General features: G+C 62.3%; 22 protein-coding genes. 17 read left to right on the forward strand and 5 right to left on the reverse strand.

What is annotated here, in order from left to right; all coding sequences use genetic code 11:
• Positions 1-287: 287 nt before the first annotated feature.
• Positions 288-1,064, reverse strand: coding sequence for an exodeoxyribonuclease III (xth, locus tag VH326_RS01130; protein ID WP_329629951.1), 777 nt, complete (start codon positions 1,062-1,064; stop codon positions 288-290).
• Between the two features lie 149 nt (positions 1,065-1,213).
• On the opposite strand from xth, the gene VH326_RS01135 reads away from it, so the two are divergent.
• From VH326_RS01135 to VH326_RS01170, 9 genes are all read left to right on the forward strand, one after another.
• Positions 1,214-1,468, forward strand: coding sequence for a hypothetical protein (locus VH326_RS01135; protein WP_329629952.1), 255 nt, complete (start codon positions 1,214-1,216; stop codon positions 1,466-1,468).
• Positions 1,469-1,515: 47 nt separating this feature from the next.
• On the forward strand, positions 1,516-3,321 hold the full coding sequence (locus VH326_RS01140; RefSeq protein ID WP_329629953.1) for a hypothetical protein: 1,806 nt from the start codon (positions 1,516-1,518) through the stop codon (positions 3,319-3,321).
• Positions 3,318-6,014, forward strand: a complete 2,697-nt coding sequence (locus tag VH326_RS01145) for an RHS repeat-associated core domain-containing protein (protein WP_329629954.1) — start codon at positions 3,318-3,320, stop codon at positions 6,012-6,014. Before VH326_RS01140 ends, VH326_RS01145 begins: the two co-directional genes overlap by 4 nt.
• Entirely contained in the window at positions 5,989-6,345 is a 357-nt protein-coding gene (locus VH326_RS16015; RefSeq protein ID WP_414714233.1) for a DUF6984 family protein, read from the forward strand. The genes VH326_RS01145 and VH326_RS16015 overlap by 26 nt, the downstream gene beginning before the upstream one ends.
• A 119-nt stretch (positions 6,346-6,464) precedes the next feature.
• The gene (locus VH326_RS01150) at positions 6,465-6,635 is read left to right on the forward strand and encodes a hypothetical protein (RefSeq protein WP_414714234.1); all 171 of its coding nucleotides are present in this window, start codon (positions 6,465-6,467) and stop codon (positions 6,633-6,635) included.
• 56 nt (positions 6,636-6,691) lie between these two features.
• Complete coding sequence (locus VH326_RS01155) at positions 6,692-7,573, forward strand: RHS repeat-associated core domain-containing protein (RefSeq protein ID WP_329629955.1); 882 nt, start codon at positions 6,692-6,694, stop codon at positions 7,571-7,573.
• A gap of 9 nt (positions 7,574-7,582) precedes the next feature.
• Positions 7,583-8,008, forward strand: coding sequence for a hypothetical protein (locus tag VH326_RS01160; protein ID WP_329629956.1), 426 nt, complete (start codon positions 7,583-7,585; stop codon positions 8,006-8,008).
• A 322-nt stretch (positions 8,009-8,330) separates the two neighbouring features.
• Positions 8,331-8,843, forward strand: a complete 513-nt coding sequence (locus tag VH326_RS01165; RefSeq protein WP_329629957.1) for a hypothetical protein — start codon at positions 8,331-8,333, stop codon at positions 8,841-8,843.
• Between the two features lie 188 nt (positions 8,844-9,031).
• A complete protein-coding gene (locus tag VH326_RS01170; RefSeq protein ID WP_329629958.1) occupies positions 9,032-9,574 on the forward strand; it encodes a hypothetical protein in 543 nt (180 codons plus the stop codon).
• 404 nt (positions 9,575-9,978) lie between these two features.
• Here the strand turns inward: VH326_RS01170 and VH326_RS01175 are convergent, their stop codons facing one another.
• Positions 9,979-10,356, reverse strand: coding sequence for a TrbC/VirB2 family protein (locus tag VH326_RS01175; protein ID WP_414714235.1), 378 nt, complete (start codon positions 10,354-10,356; stop codon positions 9,979-9,981).
• Between the two features lie 219 nt (positions 10,357-10,575).
• On the opposite strand from VH326_RS01175, the gene rplK reads away from it, so the two are divergent.
• The 3 genes from rplK to VH326_RS01190 all read left to right on the forward strand — a co-directional run bounded on the left by rplK (position 10,576) and on the right by VH326_RS01190 (position 12,327).
• Positions 10,576-11,007 carry a 50S ribosomal protein L11 gene (gene rplK / locus VH326_RS01180; RefSeq protein WP_329629959.1) on the forward strand — a complete coding sequence of 144 codons (432 nt, stop codon included), beginning with the start codon at positions 10,576-10,578 and terminating at the stop codon, positions 11,005-11,007.
• Between the two features lie 2 nt (positions 11,008-11,009).
• Complete coding sequence (gene rplA, locus VH326_RS01185) at positions 11,010-11,702, forward strand: 50S ribosomal protein L1 (protein ID WP_329629960.1); 693 nt, start codon at positions 11,010-11,012, stop codon at positions 11,700-11,702.
• A 184-nt stretch (positions 11,703-11,886) separates the two neighbouring features.
• Complete coding sequence (locus tag VH326_RS01190) at positions 11,887-12,327, forward strand: DUF3592 domain-containing protein (protein WP_329629961.1); 441 nt, start codon at positions 11,887-11,889, stop codon at positions 12,325-12,327.
• A 10-nt stretch (positions 12,328-12,337) separates the two neighbouring features.
• Here the strand turns inward: VH326_RS01190 and VH326_RS01195 are convergent, their stop codons facing one another.
• Positions 12,338-13,195 (reverse strand): oxidoreductase, encoded by an 858-nt coding sequence (locus tag VH326_RS01195; protein WP_329629962.1) that lies wholly within the window; start codon positions 13,193-13,195, stop codon positions 12,338-12,340.
• Positions 13,196-13,363: 168 nt separating this feature from the next.
• On the opposite strand from VH326_RS01195, the gene VH326_RS01200 reads away from it, so the two are divergent.
• The 3 genes from VH326_RS01200 to VH326_RS01210 all read left to right on the forward strand — a co-directional run bounded on the left by VH326_RS01200 (position 13,364) and on the right by VH326_RS01210 (position 16,092).
• The gene (locus VH326_RS01200) at positions 13,364-15,130 is read left to right on the forward strand and encodes a DEAD/DEAH box helicase (protein WP_329629963.1); all 1,767 of its coding nucleotides are present in this window, start codon (positions 13,364-13,366) and stop codon (positions 15,128-15,130) included.
• A 132-nt stretch (positions 15,131-15,262) separates the two neighbouring features.
• On the forward strand, positions 15,263-15,724 hold the full coding sequence (locus tag VH326_RS01205; RefSeq protein WP_329629964.1) for a YaiI/YqxD family protein: 462 nt from the start codon (positions 15,263-15,265) through the stop codon (positions 15,722-15,724).
• 122 nt (positions 15,725-15,846) lie between these two features.
• Positions 15,847-16,092 carry a DUF6894 family protein gene (locus tag VH326_RS01210; protein ID WP_329629965.1) on the forward strand — a complete coding sequence of 82 codons (246 nt, stop codon included), beginning with the start codon at positions 15,847-15,849 and terminating at the stop codon, positions 16,090-16,092.
• 33 nt (positions 16,093-16,125) lie between these two features.
• On the opposite strand, the gene VH326_RS01215 is transcribed toward VH326_RS01210, so the two are convergent.
• Positions 16,126-17,280 carry an SO2930 family diheme c-type cytochrome gene (locus VH326_RS01215; protein WP_329629966.1) on the reverse strand — a complete coding sequence of 385 codons (1,155 nt, stop codon included), beginning with the start codon at positions 17,278-17,280 and terminating at the stop codon, positions 16,126-16,128.
• Between the two features lie 10 nt (positions 17,281-17,290).
• The gene (locus tag VH326_RS01220; RefSeq protein WP_329629967.1) at positions 17,291-18,511 is read right to left on the reverse strand and encodes a parallel beta-helix domain-containing protein; all 1,221 of its coding nucleotides are present in this window, start codon (positions 18,509-18,511) and stop codon (positions 17,291-17,293) included.
• A gap of 330 nt (positions 18,512-18,841) precedes the next feature.
• On the opposite strand from VH326_RS01220, the gene rplJ reads away from it, so the two are divergent.
• Entirely contained in the window at positions 18,842-19,357 is a 516-nt protein-coding gene (gene rplJ, locus VH326_RS01225) for a 50S ribosomal protein L10 (protein ID WP_329629968.1), read from the forward strand.
• Between the two features lie 54 nt (positions 19,358-19,411).
• Complete coding sequence (rplL, locus tag VH326_RS01230; RefSeq protein ID WP_329629969.1) at positions 19,412-19,792, forward strand: 50S ribosomal protein L7/L12; 381 nt, start codon at positions 19,412-19,414, stop codon at positions 19,790-19,792.
• The last annotated feature ends 3 nt before the right edge of the window (positions 19,793-19,795 follow it).

Raw genomic sequence — 19,795 nt, forward strand, 5'->3', positions numbered from 1 at the left:
CGCTTGGTTCTGGAGCGCCTAGGTGCGAGTCAGGGGACGAGTCATGGCCAAGCAGTCTGCCTTGAAATCCTACATTTCAAGGCAGACGCCGCACAGGATTAGCGGCCGCTAATCCTGAGACGGCGAAAGCCCGGCCGGCGAGCCACCAGGCTCGACCGACGAGCGCGGGATTTACTCCCGCGCCGGGCTCGATTGAGGCAGGACGACGCGGAGTGAATCCGCGTCGTCGGACGGGTTCGCTGCGCGACCCGCCGGCGGGCCGGGCATCGTTTCACGAATAGCTGGCGCTATTCGTGTGCGATTTCGACCCACACCGGCACATGGTCGCTGGTCTTCTCCCACCCCCGCACCCGCCGCTCGACCCCCGCATCCTGCAGCTGCCCCGCGATCGCCGGGCTGAGCAGCACGTGATCGATCCGAAGCCCCGCATTTCGCGCGAAGGCGTTCCGGAAATAGTCGAAGAAGGTGTAGATCGTCTCGTCGGGGTGGATCGTGCGCAGCGCGTCGGTCCAGCCCTGGCGGGTCAACCGGAAGAACGCCTCGCGCACTTCGGGCGCGAACAGCGCGTCGTCGAGCCAGCGTTCGGGCTTGTAGACGTCGCGCTCGGTCGGCATCACGTTGAAATCGCCGGCGATGACGACCGGGGCGCCGGTGTCGATCAATCCTTGCGCGTGCGCGATCAGGCGGTCGAACCAGCGCAATTTATACTCGAACTTGGGCCCCGGGCGCGGGTTGCCGTTGGGCAGATAGAGGCACGCGATCAGCACGCCGTTGACCGCAGCCTCGATATAGCGGCTGTGGCTGTCTTGCGCGTCGCCGGGCAGCCCGCGGCGAGTCTCGTGGATCGCGCCGACGCGGCTGAGGATCGCAACGCCGTTCCAGCTCTTTTGCCCGTGCCAGATCGCGTCATAGCCGAGCTCGCGGATCGCGGCTTCGGGAAAACGCTCGTCGGGCGCCTTCAATTCCTGGAGGCAGACGATATCGGGCTGGTCCTCGGCGAGCCAGCGCGTGAGCACCGGGAGCCGCCCGTTGACGCCGTTGACGTTGTAGGTCGCAATCCGCATGCCCGCTCAACCCGCGCGCGGGGCGGTTGTTTCCGCAGGCGCACCCTTGCCGCATCGCCGCTTGCCCAACCTCTTGCAATCCCTACCCGAATCGGGTCTCTTGCCCATGGGCCGGTGCCGCGAGTCGCGAAAACAACGGGGAGTCGCGCGTGCATCGGAAACGCATTTACATCGTCGCAACCGCCGGCATCCTCGCCATCGGCGGGGCAGCAATGGCGCAAGAGACGACAAGTTACACTTATGACGCGCTCGGCCGCCTGACCGGCAGCACGATTAGCGGCGGTCCGAACGACACGCGCAAGACCGGCACCTGTTTCGACGCCGCGGGCAACCGCACGCGGTACGATGTCGCGACGAGCGCCCCAGCGGCATGTCCGACACCCACCCCAACGCCCACGCCCTAGGCGGCGGTTTTTCTGAATTGTTGGAATCGTTGGATCAGGGGGCAGGGGTGCCAAAGAACACACATTCAAGAATAGCCGACAAGGTAGCGTGTGCGGCGCTTTGCATCGCGGCGGCTGCGCCGGCCGAGGCTCAGGATATCGTTCCTCCCAAGGTCGATCTGTCAACGCCAGGCGGGGTAAACATATCGGACGGCTATTTCGGGGGGCAGGTAACCGACCTGGCAATCGGAACGCTGACCTTGCAGCGGTTTTCGCTCCCGCCATCCAAACTGCCAATCGACGATCCCTATTTTGGGTCGGGCATTACAAACAATTTTGACATCTATGTCGCGCCGAACCCCGTAAAGGCGATAGGGCAACCCTATCCGAGAGCGGCGCAATATCACCCAATTGTGCATCTCGGCGCGGGCGCAAGCGGGGTGTATTACCAGTCTGGGCCGACCAGTACGGCGATCTCGAGCTTTAGTATCGAAGCGCAAAACGGCATTCTTGCCATGGTGGGCGGCGCGTACGTTTTTACCGACAGCAGCGGCACGATCTACACGTTCAACCCAGCGGTCCAGGCCGGCGGCGGGTCAGGCATTTATTCTCAGCGGATCGACAACATCCTCTATCCGGATGGCCGCCGCGAAACGTTCAGTTACAATGCCAGCAAGCAGCTGAAGATGGTCAGCGACTCGGCCGGTTACGCGATTATTTTCGACTATAATTCGGATGGCGACGTCGCCGCCGCGTGCGGTTTCAATCTGTCGCAGGATTATGTCACAGCGTCATCGACCTGTTCCGGGGCGCTGATCAAGACGACCTATACCTACACATCGAAATTGCTGACTGGCGTCATCGACGTTTTGGGCCAGACGACGACGTATGCCCGCACCGGCACCACGTACGGTTCGCCGATAAGTTGCATCACGCCGCCCGGATACATGACATGCAAGGTCGCCAATGCCGGTGTCCAGCGGATCACTACGCAGACGATGGCCGACGGGAGCGTGTGGCAACTCGACTACGACGTCATCTGCGCTCCCGACCCGGACTTTCCCGAAGCTTCGAACGATGGCTCGTGCGCGGTCGACATGACCGATCCGAACGGCAAAGTGTCGCATTACGGGTTCACCAAATCGTCGCCGGGGTCGGTCATCGACGCGAACGGCAAGACGACCACGTACAGGTGGATGGGGTCTAACCTCCAGGATCCCAATTACGACCAGACTCCCAACGGCCCCTATATGATTGAGGCCGATTTTCCCGAAGGCGACAAGTATCTCGCGGAATATAATGGGGCATGGAACGCGATCAGCAAAGCCACGCGGATAGCCAAACCCGGCAGCGGTCTCGCCGACCTGGTCGAAACATGGGGCTATGGCCCATGCTATTCGCCCGGCACCTTGCAGAATTGCGGCAAGCCGATCTGGAAGAAGGATGCCAAGGGCAACCAGGCTGATTATGCCTATACCACTTTCGGGGCGATCCAGTCGGAGATGTTGCCGGCCCCAAGCACCGGCGCGGCGCGGCCGCTCAAGCTCTACACCTACGTGCAGAAGTACGCCTACATCAAGAACTCGGGCGGATCGCTGGTCGCGGCGGCGACGCAGATCTGGGTGCCCGACACGATGACCGAATGCCAGACCGTGGCTGGCAGCGGCAACAGCACTCCGACGTGCGACGCCGTCGCACCGCAACGTGTGACGAGCTACGAATATGGCGCGAACGGCACGGCCAACAACCTGCTGGTGCGGGGCATGGTGGTGACGGCGAACGGCACCAGCCTCAGAACCTGCATGAGTTACGACGCACGCGGGCGAAAGATCAGTACCACCGCACCCCGCGCCGGCCTGGCGGTGTGCCCGTGAGCGGCCGGTTGCTCCGCGCGCTTGCCGCTTTGGTCGTGATAGCCGCGCCGCTGGCGGCGCACGCGCAATCATCGGCGTCGGATTACACCGCGGCGGTGCGCTACGACGACATGAACCGGGCCGTGGGGACGATCGCGCCTGACCCCGACGGGAGTGGGCCGCTGCATTATGCAGCGACGCGCACGACATATGATATCGACGGCCGGGCGACTCGGGTCGAGACCGGCGAGCTGGCGGCGTGGCAGCCGGAAAGCGTAGCGCCATCGGCATGGAGCGGGTTCACCGTCTTCAGCCAGGTCGATACCGGGTATGACGCGCTCGACCGCAAGGTGAAGGTGACGCTCTCGTCGGGCGGCACGGCGTACAGCGTCACGCAGTACAGCTATGACGCGGTGGGGCGCTCGGATTGCACTGCGGTGCGCATGAACCCGGCGACGTGGAGCGCGCTTCCCGCTTCGGCCTGTACGCTGGCGACCACCAGCACTACCTATGGCCCCGACCGCATCTCCAGAAACGTCTACGACGATGCCGGGCAAGTGCTCAGGGTGGTCAAGGCGTATGGCATCACGCCGGCCAACGGCTTTGCCAATCTGCAGCAGGATTACGTCACCTACACCTATAGCGACAACCGCAAGCCCCTGACCGTCAAGGACGCCGACGGCAACGTGGCGCAATACACCTATGACGGGTTCGACCGGCAGGTGCAGTGGAACTTTCCCGACAAGGTGACCACCGGCGCCGTCAGCACGACGGATTATGAGGCGTATGCCTACGATGCCAACGGCAATCGCACGAGTCTGCGCAAGCGGGACGGGCGGACGTTCGGCTATACCTATGACAACCTCAATCGCGTCACCGTCAAGACCGTCCCGGGCACCTGCGTGTCGGGCTACGCCTGCACGACGCCGCCGTCCTCGGCGGTACGCAATGTCTATTACGGTTACGACCTGCGCGGTCAGCAGCTCTACGCGCGGTTCGACAGCGCCACGGGGAGCGACACGGTCGACAGCGCGTGGGACGGGTTCGGACGGCTGACGTCGCAGACGGTGGTAATGGGCGGGGCCAGCCGGACGGTGAGCTATCAATATGACGCCGACGGTAACCGCGCCCGCGTAACGTATCCGGACAGCGTCTACTTCAGCTATGCGTATGACGGGCTCGACCGGATGAGCGGGGTGAGCCTGTCGGGCACCACCGCGGTCGCGGCGATGACCTACGACGCGCAGGCTCGTCCCTCGAGCGAGACCCGTAATAACGTGTCGACGACGTTCGGCTACGACGCGGTGTCACGGCTGGCGAGCCTGGCGGACGATCTCCCCGGCACCACCGGTGACGTGACGAGCACTTTTGCGTACAATCCTGCAAGCCAGCTCACCAGCAAGACTCGCTCGAACAACGCTTACGCATTCACCGGCTATGTCAGCGTCAGCCGATCATACGGCATCAACGGGCTCAACCAGTACACCGCCGCGGGCAGCGCAACGTTCGGCTACGACTCGAACGGCAACCTCGTGTCGGACGGGACCAGCGGGTTCACCTACGATGCCGAGAACCGGCTGGTGGCGACCGCAAGCGGGGCGACTTTGACCTATGATCCAGCGGGGCGGCTGTACTCGGTCGCCACCACCAGCGGCACCGAGAGCTACGCTTATGCCGGCGACCAACGGATCGCCGAGTACACCGCCGCCGGCATGACCGCGCGCTACGTGTTCGGGGGCGGCGAAGACAACCCGCTGATCTGGTACGACGGCGCCACCACCACCGCCCCCCGTGCGCTCCAGGGCGACGCGCAAGGCTCGATCGTGTCGGTGGTGGACGCCAGCGGCACGATCCTCGCCTATAACTCTTACGACGAGTACGGCATCCCCGGTGCGGGCAACCTCGGACGGTTCCAGTACACTGGCCAGGTGTGGTTGCCGCAGGTCGGGCTCTATTATTACAAGGCGCGCATCTACTCGCCCACGCTCGGCCGGTTCCTTCAGACTGATCCGATCGGGTACGCCGATCAGAACGACCTCTACTCGTACGCAGGCAACGATCCGGTTGACGGGAGTGATCCAACGGGACTCGAGACGGATACGACGGAGACGCACTCCGGGCCAGACTGCGCGGGCGCAACCGGCAGCATTAGCTGCCATGGATCGGCGAGCCAAGGAGGGGGTGGAATCTGGTCTAGGGGCGCTTCGTCTAATCAAACCGCGCCATCCAGCGGGACAGGGCGTACTGCCCCAGGGAGAGGCTCTACATTTTCTGAATGGGATAAATACCTCGGGGGCAAGGTCAAAGCAGCAGGAGATGCTATAAGTCCGTTTAAGCTTATAGATCGCGTTATAGGCTGGTTTGCAGACGAAGATCCAGCGAATGTCCAAAAGGACATTGACTACGCGGTTATGCATCCATTGCAGGTAATCGGTGAGGTCGCGCCCGCGTTTCCGGTAACAGCAGGCGCTTCAACGTTTGTTAGCTTTGGGCAGGAAGCGAATTCATTTTCCCACGCTTTCCGACATGTTGAAGACATGGGCTTGGACGCGGGAAGAGTGGGCGCCGCTATACTTCGCGATTTGAGAGGCGTCAGCGTCCCGTACGGAAGGGCGGTTACTCGAGCTTTGACCGTAGAGGGACAGCAATTATATTATCGCGTTTTTCGGCGCTCTAGGAATTTAATAAATGTCGGACGAATCACTGGTAAGTAACAAAAGTCTCAGATATTCATTGATAAGCTGCCTACTTTTACGTTGCGGCAGTAACAATAATACGATCTTAGAAAGGCTATCATTATGCGATTTTGAATCTTTGCCAGATGGCGGCATGGGTAGCTTCATAGTAGTCGGTCTATGCAATAAAGGTAGATCGAGGTTGAAAGCAGAAGCTGTCTACATTGACAGTGACGGCGTAGAAGTGAATATCGGACTCTACGTTGATGGCGACGGATTTCCTCGAGATGTCGACTTCTGGAAGGTAGATTTTAATCCTCTTGCTAAATTTCCAACTGACAATGAGCTAATCGATATAAAGTGCTACTAGAATAGCGTTTTTCTGAATAAGAAAGAATTACGGAATTACCAAGACAGTTCGCTAAATGCCCTAATTGCAGGCGCCGCTCTTTGACATTCTGAATATCCTTCAACGGCAACCGCACGAGCTTGCGCAAGCGCGACGGGCGGACGTTCGGCTACACGTACGACGCGCTCGACCGCGTAACGATCAAGACCGTGCCGGGCGCCTGCGTGTCGGGCTATGCCTGCACCACGCCGCCGGCGAGCGCGGTGCGCGACGTCTATTACGGGTACGACGCGCGCGGGCAGCAACTCTAGAATTACGGTGACAGTTTACTAAATGCACCAAATTCTCGTTCACTGCGGCGGCACCGATGCACCGGCATAAGGATCATACGGCGCCCCGCGCGCTTCAGGGCGACGAGCGCGGGTCGATCGTGTCGGTGGCGGATAGCACAGGCGCGCTGATCGCGATCAACTCTTACGACGAATACGGCATCCCGGGCGCGGGCAATGTAGGGCGCTACGGCTACACCGGCCAACAATGGGTGCCCCAGCTCGGTCTGTGGTATTACAAGGCGCGGTTCTACTCGCCCACGCTAGGGCGGTTCCTGCAGACCGATCCGATCGGTTATGCGGATCAGAACAACCTCTACGCGTATGTCGGCAACGATCCGATGGATGGGACGGACGCGAGTGGGAGCTGCACGGTCGTACACGTTATTTGTGAAGTCGCGCTCGAGGCTGGACAAACGACTGCAACACCGACTTCTCGTAACGTACCGGTCACGCTTCCGCATCCAGGCGCATCATCGAAAACTCGGGGCACTACCACTACCATAGATCATGCGGACGGCACGATCGAGATTCGCACTGGAACACCGGCATATAGAGATAACAATCCGGGAAACCTGGTGCCCAGCGATAACACTGCAGCTAACGGTGCAATTGGAGTGGATAAGACTAGAAATGGTCCAAGAGCCGTCTTTGAATACACCGCAGTTGGTAGGGCCGCACTGAACTCGTTATTACGCTCAAGAAGCGTTGGTAATCGAACAATACTCGAAGAGATGTCAAGATACGCCCCGATGGCGCAAGATAATCCGCGAGACTACGCGAATCAAATAGCACGTAGTCTCGGTGCCTCAGTAGACACCAAAATATCTAATTTAACCGCAGGTCAGCGAGATATCATGGCAGATGCTATAACGACGAGAGAAGGGGCAACAGGTACCACCGTAACTATAAGGAAGTAGGCTATTGTTATGAAATATATCGTATATTTGTCTAAGATAATTGCCTTTGCAACATTCTTGAGCACTCCAGTGCACGCATATCCAATTATCAAGAAAAATATAATTGCTATCGAAGGTAACCTAAGATCCAGAATAACTTTTGGCCCGCCAGGATTTGGCGAGTCTCCACGAACAGATACTAAGATAACAATTTTTTATATTGAGCTTGCGCGGCCAATCTCGCGAAAAGCTCTAAATTTGCCACCAACTTCCGTTGCGAAAATCTCGTACAAAGCTGTCCAAGTGTGGTGCGGTAGCGGTTTTGATCGCTGCTGGAATTTTCTAAAGTTAAACGTTAATAAAAAGGTTATCGTAAGTGGCGTTGTGCAATATGCGGCTGAGGCTAATGATGTCTACCCGGTGAACTTAACGATTTCGGCAATCGAACGGCAATAACGTTTAACTACGGTGACAGCGAAATTACGGGAAAACGGTGACGGAAAACGGTGACGGAAAACGGTGACGGAAAACGAAAACGGTGAACGGTGACAGTGCACTAATTCCTCGTTGACTCCGCCTTGCGCCGTGTCACTCTCGTGCATGGCTCGCCTTGGTCGCGCGATCTTCTCCGGCCTACCCCACCACGTCACGCAACGTGGCAACGGCCGCGCGCAGACGTTTTTTGTCGATGCCGACTATGCGCTGTATCGCGATCTTCTGACCGAGCACTGCACCGCGGCAGAGGTCGCCGTCTGGGGGTGGGTATTGATGCCCAACCATGTCCACCTCGGTCCTGGTCCCTTCCGACGGGGACGGCCTCCGCCGCTCGCTGGCAGCGGTGCATCGCCGGTATGCGGGCCATGTCCACGGACGGCTCAAGCGGACGGGGCATTTCTGGCAAGGACGGTTCGGTTGCGTCGCGCTGGACGAAGATCACGCAACGGCCGCGCTGCGCTATGTCGCGATGAACCCCGTGCGCGCGGGACTCAGCGAGCGGGCCGCCGATTGGCGATGGTCGAGCGTGCACGCCTGGCTCGACCCCGACCATGGCGACGGCTTGACCGACACCGCGCCGGTCGTCGCGCGGCATCCGGACATCGCGGCCATGCTGGCGGCGGGTGAAGAGCACACCGCATTCGACCGGTTGCGCCGCGCAGAAACGATCGGAAGACCTGTCGGCGATGCCGCCTTCGTTGCCCGCCTCGAGCAACGCGCCGGCCGCCAGCTGGCGCCCGCGCGTCGAGGGCGAAAACCCAAGGCGGCGGAGGAAATTAGTGCACTGTCACCGTAATTCCCGAGGAAATTAGTGCACTGTCACCGTAATTCGTTAAGTCGAGGTCCGCTGGCGGAGCAGCATGCGGATCAGTTTGCATCATCTATTGGAAGAGCGATCGGGGCGCCGAGTAATGAAATAGACTATATGCAGGGCGGCGTAGGCGATCGGCCAAACACGCCAGCCCAAGCCGTGAGATAAGCATTATGTACTTTATCGCCCGATTAACTTATTTACTGGTTGCCTTTGGTCAAACGCTGCTCAGTCCGGCTGCAGGGATAGATTTTAGTACCAAACGATCAGTCTGCTCCTCGCTGAACTTGGCGGTTAACGGAGTGCGAGCTATTTATTTCAAAGATGATATCGTGTCGGTCAAAGCCAGACTTATAAACAAGTCTTCGGAAGTTCTATTGGTCTTTTCCGAACCGGTGATGTCGAGCGGTAAAACCTTTACGGTTGGAGTTTTTGATTATAGAGGACGGCTTGTTGGTCCAAAGTACACTTATGACCCGATTATTTTTCCCCAAGACGCTACGAGCTATGACCATCTGCTTCGCATTTTACCTGGAAGCAGCCAAGAGTTAGAATGGTCAAGTCGAGCCAATTTGGTTTTCCCCAAAAGGGGGAGATACCTTCTTAGCTTCGGGTATGTTAGTCCGATTCGACAAAGGGCCTTTCCCGAAGAACTGAATGTGTTAACTGATGCTTGCGCTGTCGGATCAATTCAGTTCGATGTTGAATTACGGTGAGGGGTTGTGATGAAAAGTAGGACGAAAACCTTAGGCACCGTATTGTCTGTGTTTGGCGTATTAACGTCACTAATAGCATTATACGTGAAGTTGTACTTTTACGGCGGCTCAGATTATTCAAATATAAGTTAAATCGGCCTTTTGGTTTATCATATTTGCTGGACCGCTAGCACTATTTTTTGCTCTTTATGGCAAAACTAAACTTTCAATTCTTATGCTCGTATTACAGTTTGGCATAATTGGTTACGCATCTATTCGAGACTTATAAATAGTCGCTTGCTAATGTCGTGGACGGTTTGCCGATTTGCAGGTCGAGCGGCACTGTCAGGAATTACGGAATTACGGGAATTACGGTGACAGTTTAGAATTACGGTGACAGTTTACTAAATGCACCAAATTCTCGTTCACTGCGGCGGCACCGATGCACCGGCATAAGGATCATACGGCGCTGCGGGGGTGGCGGCGACCGGGGGCTCCGCGGCGGGCACCGGCGGCGGTGCGGCATAGGTTTGCGTGGCGGCCCCGTCCGATCCCGCCACTCCAGTGATCCCGCCGACGATGCTCGACGCACCGAACAGCACGAAGCATCCAGCGATCACCGTGACGCCATAGCGAAAGCTCACCCGCCCGCTCAGCATCAGGAACCCGACCGACGCCACCGCGATCACCGCGACCGTCGTCGCCACCGTGCCGAGCAATGTCCCCTGCACCCACGCCGCCGCCGCGACCAGCGCGCTCGATCCGTCGGGATCGGCGAGCGCGGATGGATAAGCGGGGACCATGCGCATTACTACCCCGCTTCGCGGCGCGGCACACCATGCTTGTGCACCGCATGCTTGTGCACCGTCCGAGGCTGCGCTATGGGCCGCGCCTTCCAAAGCTATCGCGATGGATTCGTGCGGGAGCCCCGGATCACGTCCGGGGCGTCTGGACCGCTAAACTTGAAACCGGGCGTGGCGCTGTGGCGCTAGGCCCCGTCAACAGAGTGAGACAAGGCCACCATGGCAAAGAAGATTACCGGCTATATCAAGCTGCAGGTGCCCGCCGGCGCCGCCAATCCGTCGCCGCCGATCGGTCCGGCGCTGGGCCAGCGCGGCGTCAACATCATGGAATTCTGCAAGGCGTTCAACGCTTCGACCGGCGACCTGGAAAAGGGCGCGCCGATCCCGACCGTCATCACGGTCTATGCGGATCGCTCGTTCTCGTTCGAGACCAAGACCCCGCCGGCGAGCTTCCTGATCAAGAAGGCGGCGAACCTCAAGTCGGGCTCGAAGGAGCCGGGCAAGGTGTCCGCGGGCCGCATCAAGCGCTCAGCGCTGACCGCGATCGCCGAGACCAAGATGAAGGACCTGAACGCCAACGATATCGAAGCGGCGACCCGCATCATCGAAGGCTCCGCCCGCGCGATGGGCCTCGAAGTGGTGGAGGGCTAGACATGGCATTCGTCAGCAAGAAGCAGAAGGCCGTGAGCATCGACCGCGAAAAGCTCCACGGCGTCGACGAAGCGATCGCGCTCGCCAAGGCCAACGCGACCGCGAAGTTCGACGAGACGATCGAAATCGCGATGAACCTCGGCGTCGATCCTCGCCACGCCGACCAGATGGTTCGCGGCGTCGTGACGCTGCCCAAGGGCACCGGCAAGACCGTCCGGGTCGGCGTTTTCGCGAAGGGCGCCAAGGCCGATGAAGCCAGGGCTGCTGGCGCCGACGTGGTCGGTGCCGAAGACCTGATGGAAATCGTCCAGGGCGGCACGATCGATTTCGACCGCTGCATCGCGACCCCGGATATGATGGGCGTCGTCGGTCGGTTGGGTAAGGTGCTGGGTCCGAAGGGCCTGATGCCGAACCCGAAGCTGGGCACGGTGACGATGGACGTCGCCGGAGCGGTCAAGGCGGCCAAGGGCGGCCAGATCGAATACCGCGTCGAAAAGGCCGGGATCATCCACTCGGGGATCGGCAAGGCGTCGTTCCCGGCGGAAGATCTGCGCGCGAACTTCGATGCGCTGGTCGACGCGGTGGTTCGGGCCAAGCCGTCAGGCGCGAAGGGCAAGTATGTCCGCAAGCTCGCGATCTCCTCGACCATGGGGCCGGGGCTCAAGATCGATACGGCGGAGGTCGCCGGCGCCTGAGCGGCACGCAGTCAGCGTAGCTGGCTGCGAGACCGCGAATGGCCGGCCAGCGCGAGCAAAGCTCGCGTCCGACGGGGCGGAATTACTTCTGCCCCGGCCCCTCGAACAGCAAGGGCCGGGCTAGCCCCCCGGCCCTTTTGCTTTTACCGGTTCGTGAGAATTCGCCGCTAGATCGGGTCCTGAGATGCGGGACTTCATCACCTTCGCGACGCCCGCACTGATGCTCGGGCTGCTCTACTGCCTCTACCGCGCGGCGACATTGTTCGCGGCTTGGCGCCCGGCGGCCGCAGTGGTGTGGGGCAGCGACTACACCGATGCCGAGCGGCGGGACGATTTCTGGGGTTTCGGGACGCTGCGCGGCTGGCGGATCACCGACGGCGACCACCAGCGACTGATCGAGGAAACCGTCCACTACCAAGACGCCGATGGCGAGGCGCACGTCACGGAGGTCAAGCGCTACGTTCGCGCCGGGTGGCGGCCGTCGGGCGCGCATATCGTGTGGTACGACACCGCCGATCCCGACCGCGCGACCGCGCTTGGGCCGGGTTACTGGCTGCTGAGCGCGGGCGGTCTGGCGGTCGCGCTGGTCATGCTGATCAGCACCGCGATGCAGCACCCCGCCTGACGGGGGCGGCTCACGCCTCGGCCAACGCCGGAAAGTCCGCGCTCAGGCTAAGCTCGCGGTCGGCCTCGATCGCGTCCAACCGCTCGCGCAGCTTCGCCACCGCGATGTCATAGGCAAACTTGCCGAGGACGAGGTGGCGTGGTGGCCGGTCGCGCTCGACCGCGGTGATGATCGCCTCGCCCGCGCGCACCGGGTCGCCGGGCTGCTCGCCGCTATATCCGCTGGTCGTCGCCATCCGCTTCGCCGCGGTCTCGGCATAATCGGCGATCTTGCTCTCGTTCTGATGGAGCGAGCGCCCCGCCCAATCGGTGCGGAACGGCCCCGGCTCGACGCACATGACCCCGATGCCGAGCGGGGCGACCTCGGCCTCGAGTGAGTCCGAGAATCCTTCGACCGCGTGCTTGGTGCCCGAATAATAGCCCGAAGCGGGGAAGCCGATCAGCCCGCCGATCGAGCTGATGTTGATGATATTGCCGCTTCGCTTCGCGCGCATCAGCGGCAGCACCGCGCGAGTCATCGCGAACAACCCGAACACGTTGGCGTCGTATTGGTCGCGGATTTCCCGCTCGTCACCCTCCTCGACCGAGCTCTGATAGCCATAGCCGGCATTGTTGACGAGTACGTCGATCCGACCGAAGCGATCCTTGGCAGCCGCGACCGCAGCGTCGATCTGCGCCTGGTCGGTGACGTCGAGGTCGAGCGCCAGCGCCCGGTCTGGGGCGATCTCGACGAGATCGGCCACCCGGCCCCTGCCGCGCGCGGTGACGACGGCGCGCCAGCCGCGGTCGAGCACCAGCTTGGCGAGCTCGCGCCCGAACCCGGTCGAGCAACCGGTGATGAACCAGACGGAATCGGCGGGGAGAGTCATGCAGGCACCTGTGACTGGAGGAACGCGAAAGATGGGGGCCGGGGATCGGGCGGCAAGCTTTCCAACGCACCAGAAATGGCGTAGGGGCCACGCCATTCCTATCTTTGTCGCCGAACGCGCTCCGCTCATCGTGCCGGGGCGCCGGCCGCCTATTTTTCGAGACTTGCTTTGCCCTTTTCCCATCTCCCCCCCGTTCTGGCCGAGGCGATCACCGCCAAGGGCTATCCGTCGCTGACTCAAGTCCAGGCGCAGGTCAGCGAGCCGGAGGCGCAGGGTCGCGACCTGCTTGTCTCGGCGCAGACGGGCACGGGCAAGACTGTCGCGTTCGGTCTGTCGATGGCAGAGGAGCTGCTCCATAAGGGCCAGACGCCGCCTTCACCGGGCGCGCCGCTGGCGCTGATGGTCGCGCCGACGCGCGAGCTCGCGCTTCAGGTCGCCAAGGAATTGAGCTGGCTCTACGCCAAGGCCGGTGCGCGCATCGCGACGTGCGTCGGCGGGATGGACCCCAGCCGCGAGCGCCGCGCACTATCGCATGGCGCGCACATCGTCGTCGGCACGCCGGGGCGGCTACGCGACCATACCGAGCGCGGTGCGCTCGACCTGTCGGCGATCAAGGTCGCGGTGCTCGACGAAGCCGACGAGATGCTCGACATGGGCTTTCGCGACGATTTGGAGACGCTGCTCGACGCGACCCCGCAGGAGCGGCGCACGCTGCTGTTCTCCGCCACGATGCCGCGCCCGATCGTCGCGCTCGCCAAGAAGTATCAGCGCGACGCGCTGCGAATTTCTACCGTCGGCGAGGACCGCGGTCATGGCGACATCGCGTACCAGGCGATCGCGGTCGCGCCGGCCGATATCGAACATGCGGTGATCAACCTGCTGCGTTTCCACGAGGCCGAGACGGCGATGCTGTTCTGCGCGACTCGCGACAATGTCCGGCACCTCCACGCCAGCCTGGTCGAGCGCGGATTCGCGGCAGTAGCACTGTCGGGCGAGCATTCGCAAAGCGAGCGCAACCACGCGCTTCAAGCTCTGCGCGACCGCCGAGCGCGCGTCTGTGTCGCGACCGACGTCGCGGCGCGCGGGATCGACTTGCCGTCCTTGAGCCTCGTCGTTCATGTCGAACTGCCGCGCGATGCCGAGACGCTGCAGCATCGCTCCGGCCGCACGGGCCGCGCGGGCAAAAAGGGCACGGCGGTGCTGATCGTCCCCTATCCGCGGCGCAAGCGGGTCGAGATGATGCTGCGCGGCGCGCGGATCGACGTCGCCTGGGTGCCGGTGCCGACCGCCGACGACATCCGCCTCAAGGATCGCGAACGGCTCGTCGAAACGCTCAAGCAGCCGATCGAGCCCGACGCCGACGATTGGGTGATCGGCGAGGAATTGCTCAAATCGAAGTCGCCGCAGGAGATCGCGGCGGCGTTGGTCCATGCGCACCGCGCGTCGCTGCCGCAACCCGAGGAGATGATCGATCGCGTGCCGCAAGGGCCCAACGCGCACCATCGCGCCGGGTTCGACGACACCGTCTGGTTCCGCATGAATATCGGCCGCCGCCAGAACGCCGACCCGCGCTGGATCCTGCCGTTAATCTGTCGTCGTGGCGGGATCACCAAGAACGAGGTCGGCGCGATCCGCATCCAGGCCAACGAAACGGGTTTCCAGATCCCGCGCGCGATCGCCCACCGCTTCGCGCAAGCCGTGCTCAAGAGCGCGGGTGCCGACGGCGAGGACGATAGCGGCGTGCGGATCGAACCGGTCGACGGCGCCGCCGCGCCCGTGGCGCCGGCACGCGCCACGCTGCACCGCGCCGCGTCGAACGACCAGCGCGCACCCACGCCGCGTCGTCAGGGACCGCCGCCGGGGCGCCACAACGCCAACCGCCCGAACAAGCCGCATCGCGGCCAAGGTAAGCCGACGCGGCGCCCGCAATCATAGAGCGATGGGAAGCCCGCCTCCCAATGCCTCCCCGGCGAAAGCCGGGGTCCAGTTACGAGCAGCCCGATGCTGGACCCCGGCTTTCGCCGGGGAGACGTGGAACGGCAAGCTTCGAGGTTACACCAGGCGGCCATGAGCGCGCTTAACCCGTCCCGCCGCATTCTGGTCGATGCCGACGCTTGCCCGGTCAAGGACGAGATCTACAAGGTCGCGTGGCGGCTCGAGGTGCCGGTGACGATCGTCAGCAATTCGCCGATCCGGGTCCCCGCGCACCCGCTGATCGACCGCGTCGTGGTGAGCGACGGGTTCGATGCCGCCGACGACTGGATCGCCGAACGCGCCGCGCCCGGCGCGGTGGTGGTGACTGCGGACATTTTGCTCGCGGATCGCTGCCTGAAAGCCGGGGCGTCGGTGCTGTCGCCAGTCGGCAAGCCGTTCGCCACCAGCTCGATCGGCAGCGCGATCGCCACGCGTGCGATCATGGCCGATCTGCGCGCCGGCGGGGAGCAGCTCGGCGGGCCGTCGGCGTTCTCGAAGAGCGACCGGTCGCGATTCCTCCAGGCGCTCGACACGATGCTGGTGAGGCTAAAATAGCCCTTCTCCCCCTCGGGGGATGAAAAATCTGCGCGGTTAGTGCCCGTTCCTAACATAGGATGTAGAGCGTTGATCTGGATCAAGTGCATGGGCCGGTTCGGCCTCAACCGAATTCGCGTGTCATGCCCCGCTATCATTTCAACATTCACGACGGGACAGACGTCCCGGACCTGGAAGGGGTCAAGCTAGCAGACCTGGCTGCCGCTCGCATCCACGCGACTCGCTACGCCAGCGATCTCCTGCGCGACCAGCAGGCTACGTTCTGGAACGGCAACGAGTGGCGGATGAGCGTCACCGACGAGCACGGCTTGATTCTGTTCAGCCTCACTTTCCTCGCGACCGACGCGCCCGTGCTGGGCCGAGACTAGGCTCCGCCGGCCGCCCGCGCGGGTTCACTGGGGCTAGCTCGGTCCGTTATCGGCGTCGCACGCGCCCTTGAGCGTCAGTATATATTGAGTGACCAGCGCGACGCCCTCCTTATGCACCAGCGACCTGCCCAGCTCGGGCATCATCGCGCCGGGATCGGTGCTCGCCAGGCGATAGGGGAGGATTGAGCCATCGGGGTGCCCTGGCACCACGTCGAACGGCCGATTGCCGGTCCCCCTGCCCGCGGCAACCGGGGGCTTGCACAGTCCGCGCACGCGCGGATCGGCGGTGCCGGCGTCGAGCCACAGCCCGCTGGTCCGCGCCGCGCCGGTCGCGCTGTGGCAATGGCTGCAATTGATGTCGAGATAGGCGCGGGCGCGGGCGGCGGTGTCGGTGCGCGAATCCTCCCAATTGCCGTTCTGCGGAACGCGGCTCTCGGGTAGGCCCTTCAGATACCCCATCGCGACCAGCCGCTGGAGCTGGTTGATCTCGCCGCCCTCGCCCGGAAACGTGCGGTTGAGGTGCCGCGCCTTCAGCCCGATCGGGTCGATGCTGCGGGTCCGGAAATCCTGCACGTGACAGCCGGCGCACTGGTTCTGGTTGGGAACCGAATAGATGAAATCGGTGCGATTGCTGCCGTCGACGAAGGTCAGCGGCACGTCGGCGCCGGTCCGCTCGAGCGCGGCATCGGTCCCGTCGGCATTCCACACATAGGGGAACGCAACCCACCCTGCGGTGCGTCGGACGAGCAAGCGAGTCTCGATCAAACGGACGTGATGGAGATCGAGGCCGCTGACGCCGCTCTGGTAGGTGGCGGGGATCATCTTGATGACGGTGCCGCTGGTTTGCGGCGGCGCGTCGTTCGCGGGGACCGTGTAATAGAAGGTCTTGGTGACGATCGTCCCCACCGGAAAGTCGAACGCCTTTGCAGGGTCATAGGTCGCCGCAACACCCTTGGGCATCCACACCGTCCGCCATTTCTGCGCATAGTCGCTGAACAGCGGGCTGTTGAGCTCGTACGTCACCATTCCGGCGTGCGGCGCGATGCGACCGTTCGCGACGGTGAACAGCCCCCAGTCGGACAGCTTTTCCGGATTGCCCGACGCGATAAAATTGACGCTGTCGCGCTGGTGGAGGCAACCCGCGACGAACAGCAATGCCGCGAGCAACCCGATCAGCCGCGCGCTCATCTTGACCCCATCATTTTTCCTTGGTCATGCTGGCGGGCAGCTTGACCTCGGCCAGCCGGGCCTTGGGCGCGCAATTCACCGACGTGTCGATCCGCGCGCCCGCGAATTTGTGCGGACCGTCGGCATTGAGCAACTTGGCGTCGCCGTTCTGGACGCAGATGCCCGCGTCGGGAACCTTGGGATCGACGAACCCGTCCCACAGCACCGCCGGCAACGCCCCGCCGCCGAGCGCCTTCAACGGCACGAACTGCGGCGGAGGGTTGGTGCCGCCGCCCTTGAAGCGGTTGCCCGTGACATAGACGTTTTGCGGGAACGGATCGTACGCCGTCGAGACGCCCTTCTTGGTGTCGAATCCGGTCGAGAAATAGCTTGAGATGATGACGTTGGCGGTTTGGTTGTCGGCCACGTCATTGTCGAAAATCTCGACATCGTCATTCGAGTTGACGATGATCCCCGATCCCGGCGGTACCGAGCTCACCGCGCTGCCCGCCGCGCCGAAATTGGCGTGATTGTTCGCCGAAACCTTGTTCTTGAACACGCGAGTCTTGCTGCCCGGCACCGGCAAATTGGGCATGTTGAATACCAGGATACCGCCGGTATTGCCGGTCGCGGTGTTGCCGTAGACGTCGGCGACGCTCGAATTCTCGATCTCGATCCCGGCGACGTTGCCCTCCGCGCGATTGTTGCGGACGACGATGTTGGTCGATTGCCCGACATAGATGCCGGCGTCGGACGCGCCCTTCACCACCGCGCCCTCGATCAGCACGTTGGTGACTTGCACCGGATAGAGGCCATAAGCGCCGTTCGATGTCTTCCCGCCGCCGGTCCATTCGGCGCGCACTCGGCGGATGACGGTGTTCTTGACCCCGTTGACCTTGAGCGCGTCGCCCTTGGTATCCTCGAACGCCAAATCCTCGATGGTGAAGTCGTCGCCGGTAACCAGCATCCCCTCCGCGCCCGACGTCTGCTTGGCGAAGGACAGGATCGTCTTGTCCATCCCCGCGCCCTTGATCGTGACGCCGTCGGCAGTGAGGCTCAGGCTCTTCGACAGCGCATATTTGCCGGCGGGGATCGTGATGACGTCGCCCGCCTTGGCGTCGAGCAATTGCTGCTGGAGGTGCTTTTCGAAATCGGGATCGACCGTGAAGCCGTTGGCGTCGGTCTTCGGCCCGCCGCACCCGCCGAGCAGCGCCAGCGTCGCGCACGCAGCCAGCCATCCCGTTCTGGTCATCATCCTCTCCCTTATTTACACGAGTGATAGCACGGTGCGCGCGAGGCGAAAGGTTGACTTCGCGGCACGCTCGTATATTGGCGCGCCTTCGCTCGCACCGGCTCGTCCGGGGCAAGCGTTACCGTCCGAGACAGCAGGTGCGGGTTTCCCGCTTAATCTCCTGCCTAGACGGGGAATGGAATTTACCGCTCGCGCCTCGGCGCGTCGGACTGCCGCTTTCCAATGCGGCCAGGCGCCATGCCCCTTATCGACGGAAATCTGGCCTTGCGGCTCTCGCAAGGTCGCTTTGAACCGAGCTCGTTTCGGCGAGCTCAGAACGTGGAGAATGGCATGGATCGTGCTCAAAAGGCCGCGGCCGTCGCCGATCTCAAGCAGACCTTCTCCGAGGTTGGCGTGGTGGTCATCACCCGCAACCTCGGCCTCAGCGTCGCTCAGTCGACTCAGCTGCGGACGAAGATGCGTGAGGCCGGCGCGACCTATAAGGTCTCGAAGAACAAGCTTGCCAAGATCGCGCTCGACGGCACCGACTATCTCTCGCTGGGCGACATGCTCACCGGGCCGGTCGGTCTCGCCACTTCGGTGGACCCTGTCGCTGCGGCCAAGGTGGTCGTGGATTTCGCGAAGACCAACGACAAGTTGGAAATCGTCGGCGGGGCAATGGGTGCGACGGCTCTCAACGTCGAAGGCGTGAAGGCACTCGCGACGCTTCCGTCGCTTGATGAACTGCGCGGCAAGATCGTCGGCCTGATTCAGGCGCCGGCATCGAAGCTCGCGTCGCTCACTCAGGCTCCGGCGGCCCAGCTTGCCCGCGTGTTCGGTGCGTATGGGGCCAAGGAAGCAGCGTAATCTTTCGAGTTGAACTGAACTTTATGGGCCAGAGCGCCCGCATGGAGAATATACATGGCAGACCTGAACGCGCTGGTTGACCAGCTGAGCGAACTGACCGTCCTCGAGGCAGCGGAGCTTTCGAAGCTCCTCGAAGAGAAGTGGGGCGTTTCGGCCGCCGCTCCGGTGGCGGTTGCCGCTGCCGGTGGCGCCGGCGGTGGCGCTGCCCCGGCCGCCGAAGAGAAGACCGAGTTCGACGTCATCCTGACCGGCGACGGCGGCAAGAAGATCAACGTCATCAAGGAAGTCCGCGCCCTCACCGGTCTCGGCCTGACCGAGGCGAAGACTTTGGTCGAGTCGGCTCCGAAGGCCGTCAAGGAAGGCGTGAGCAAGGACGAGGCCGAGAAGGTCAAGAAGCAGCTCGAAGAAGCCGGCGCGACCGTCGAGCTCAAGTGATTT

It is taken from the genome of Sphingomonas sp. (genome assembly GCF_036269755.1).
In the GTDB taxonomy this organism is placed as follows: domain Bacteria; phylum Pseudomonadota; class Alphaproteobacteria; order Sphingomonadales; family Sphingomonadaceae; genus Sphingomonas.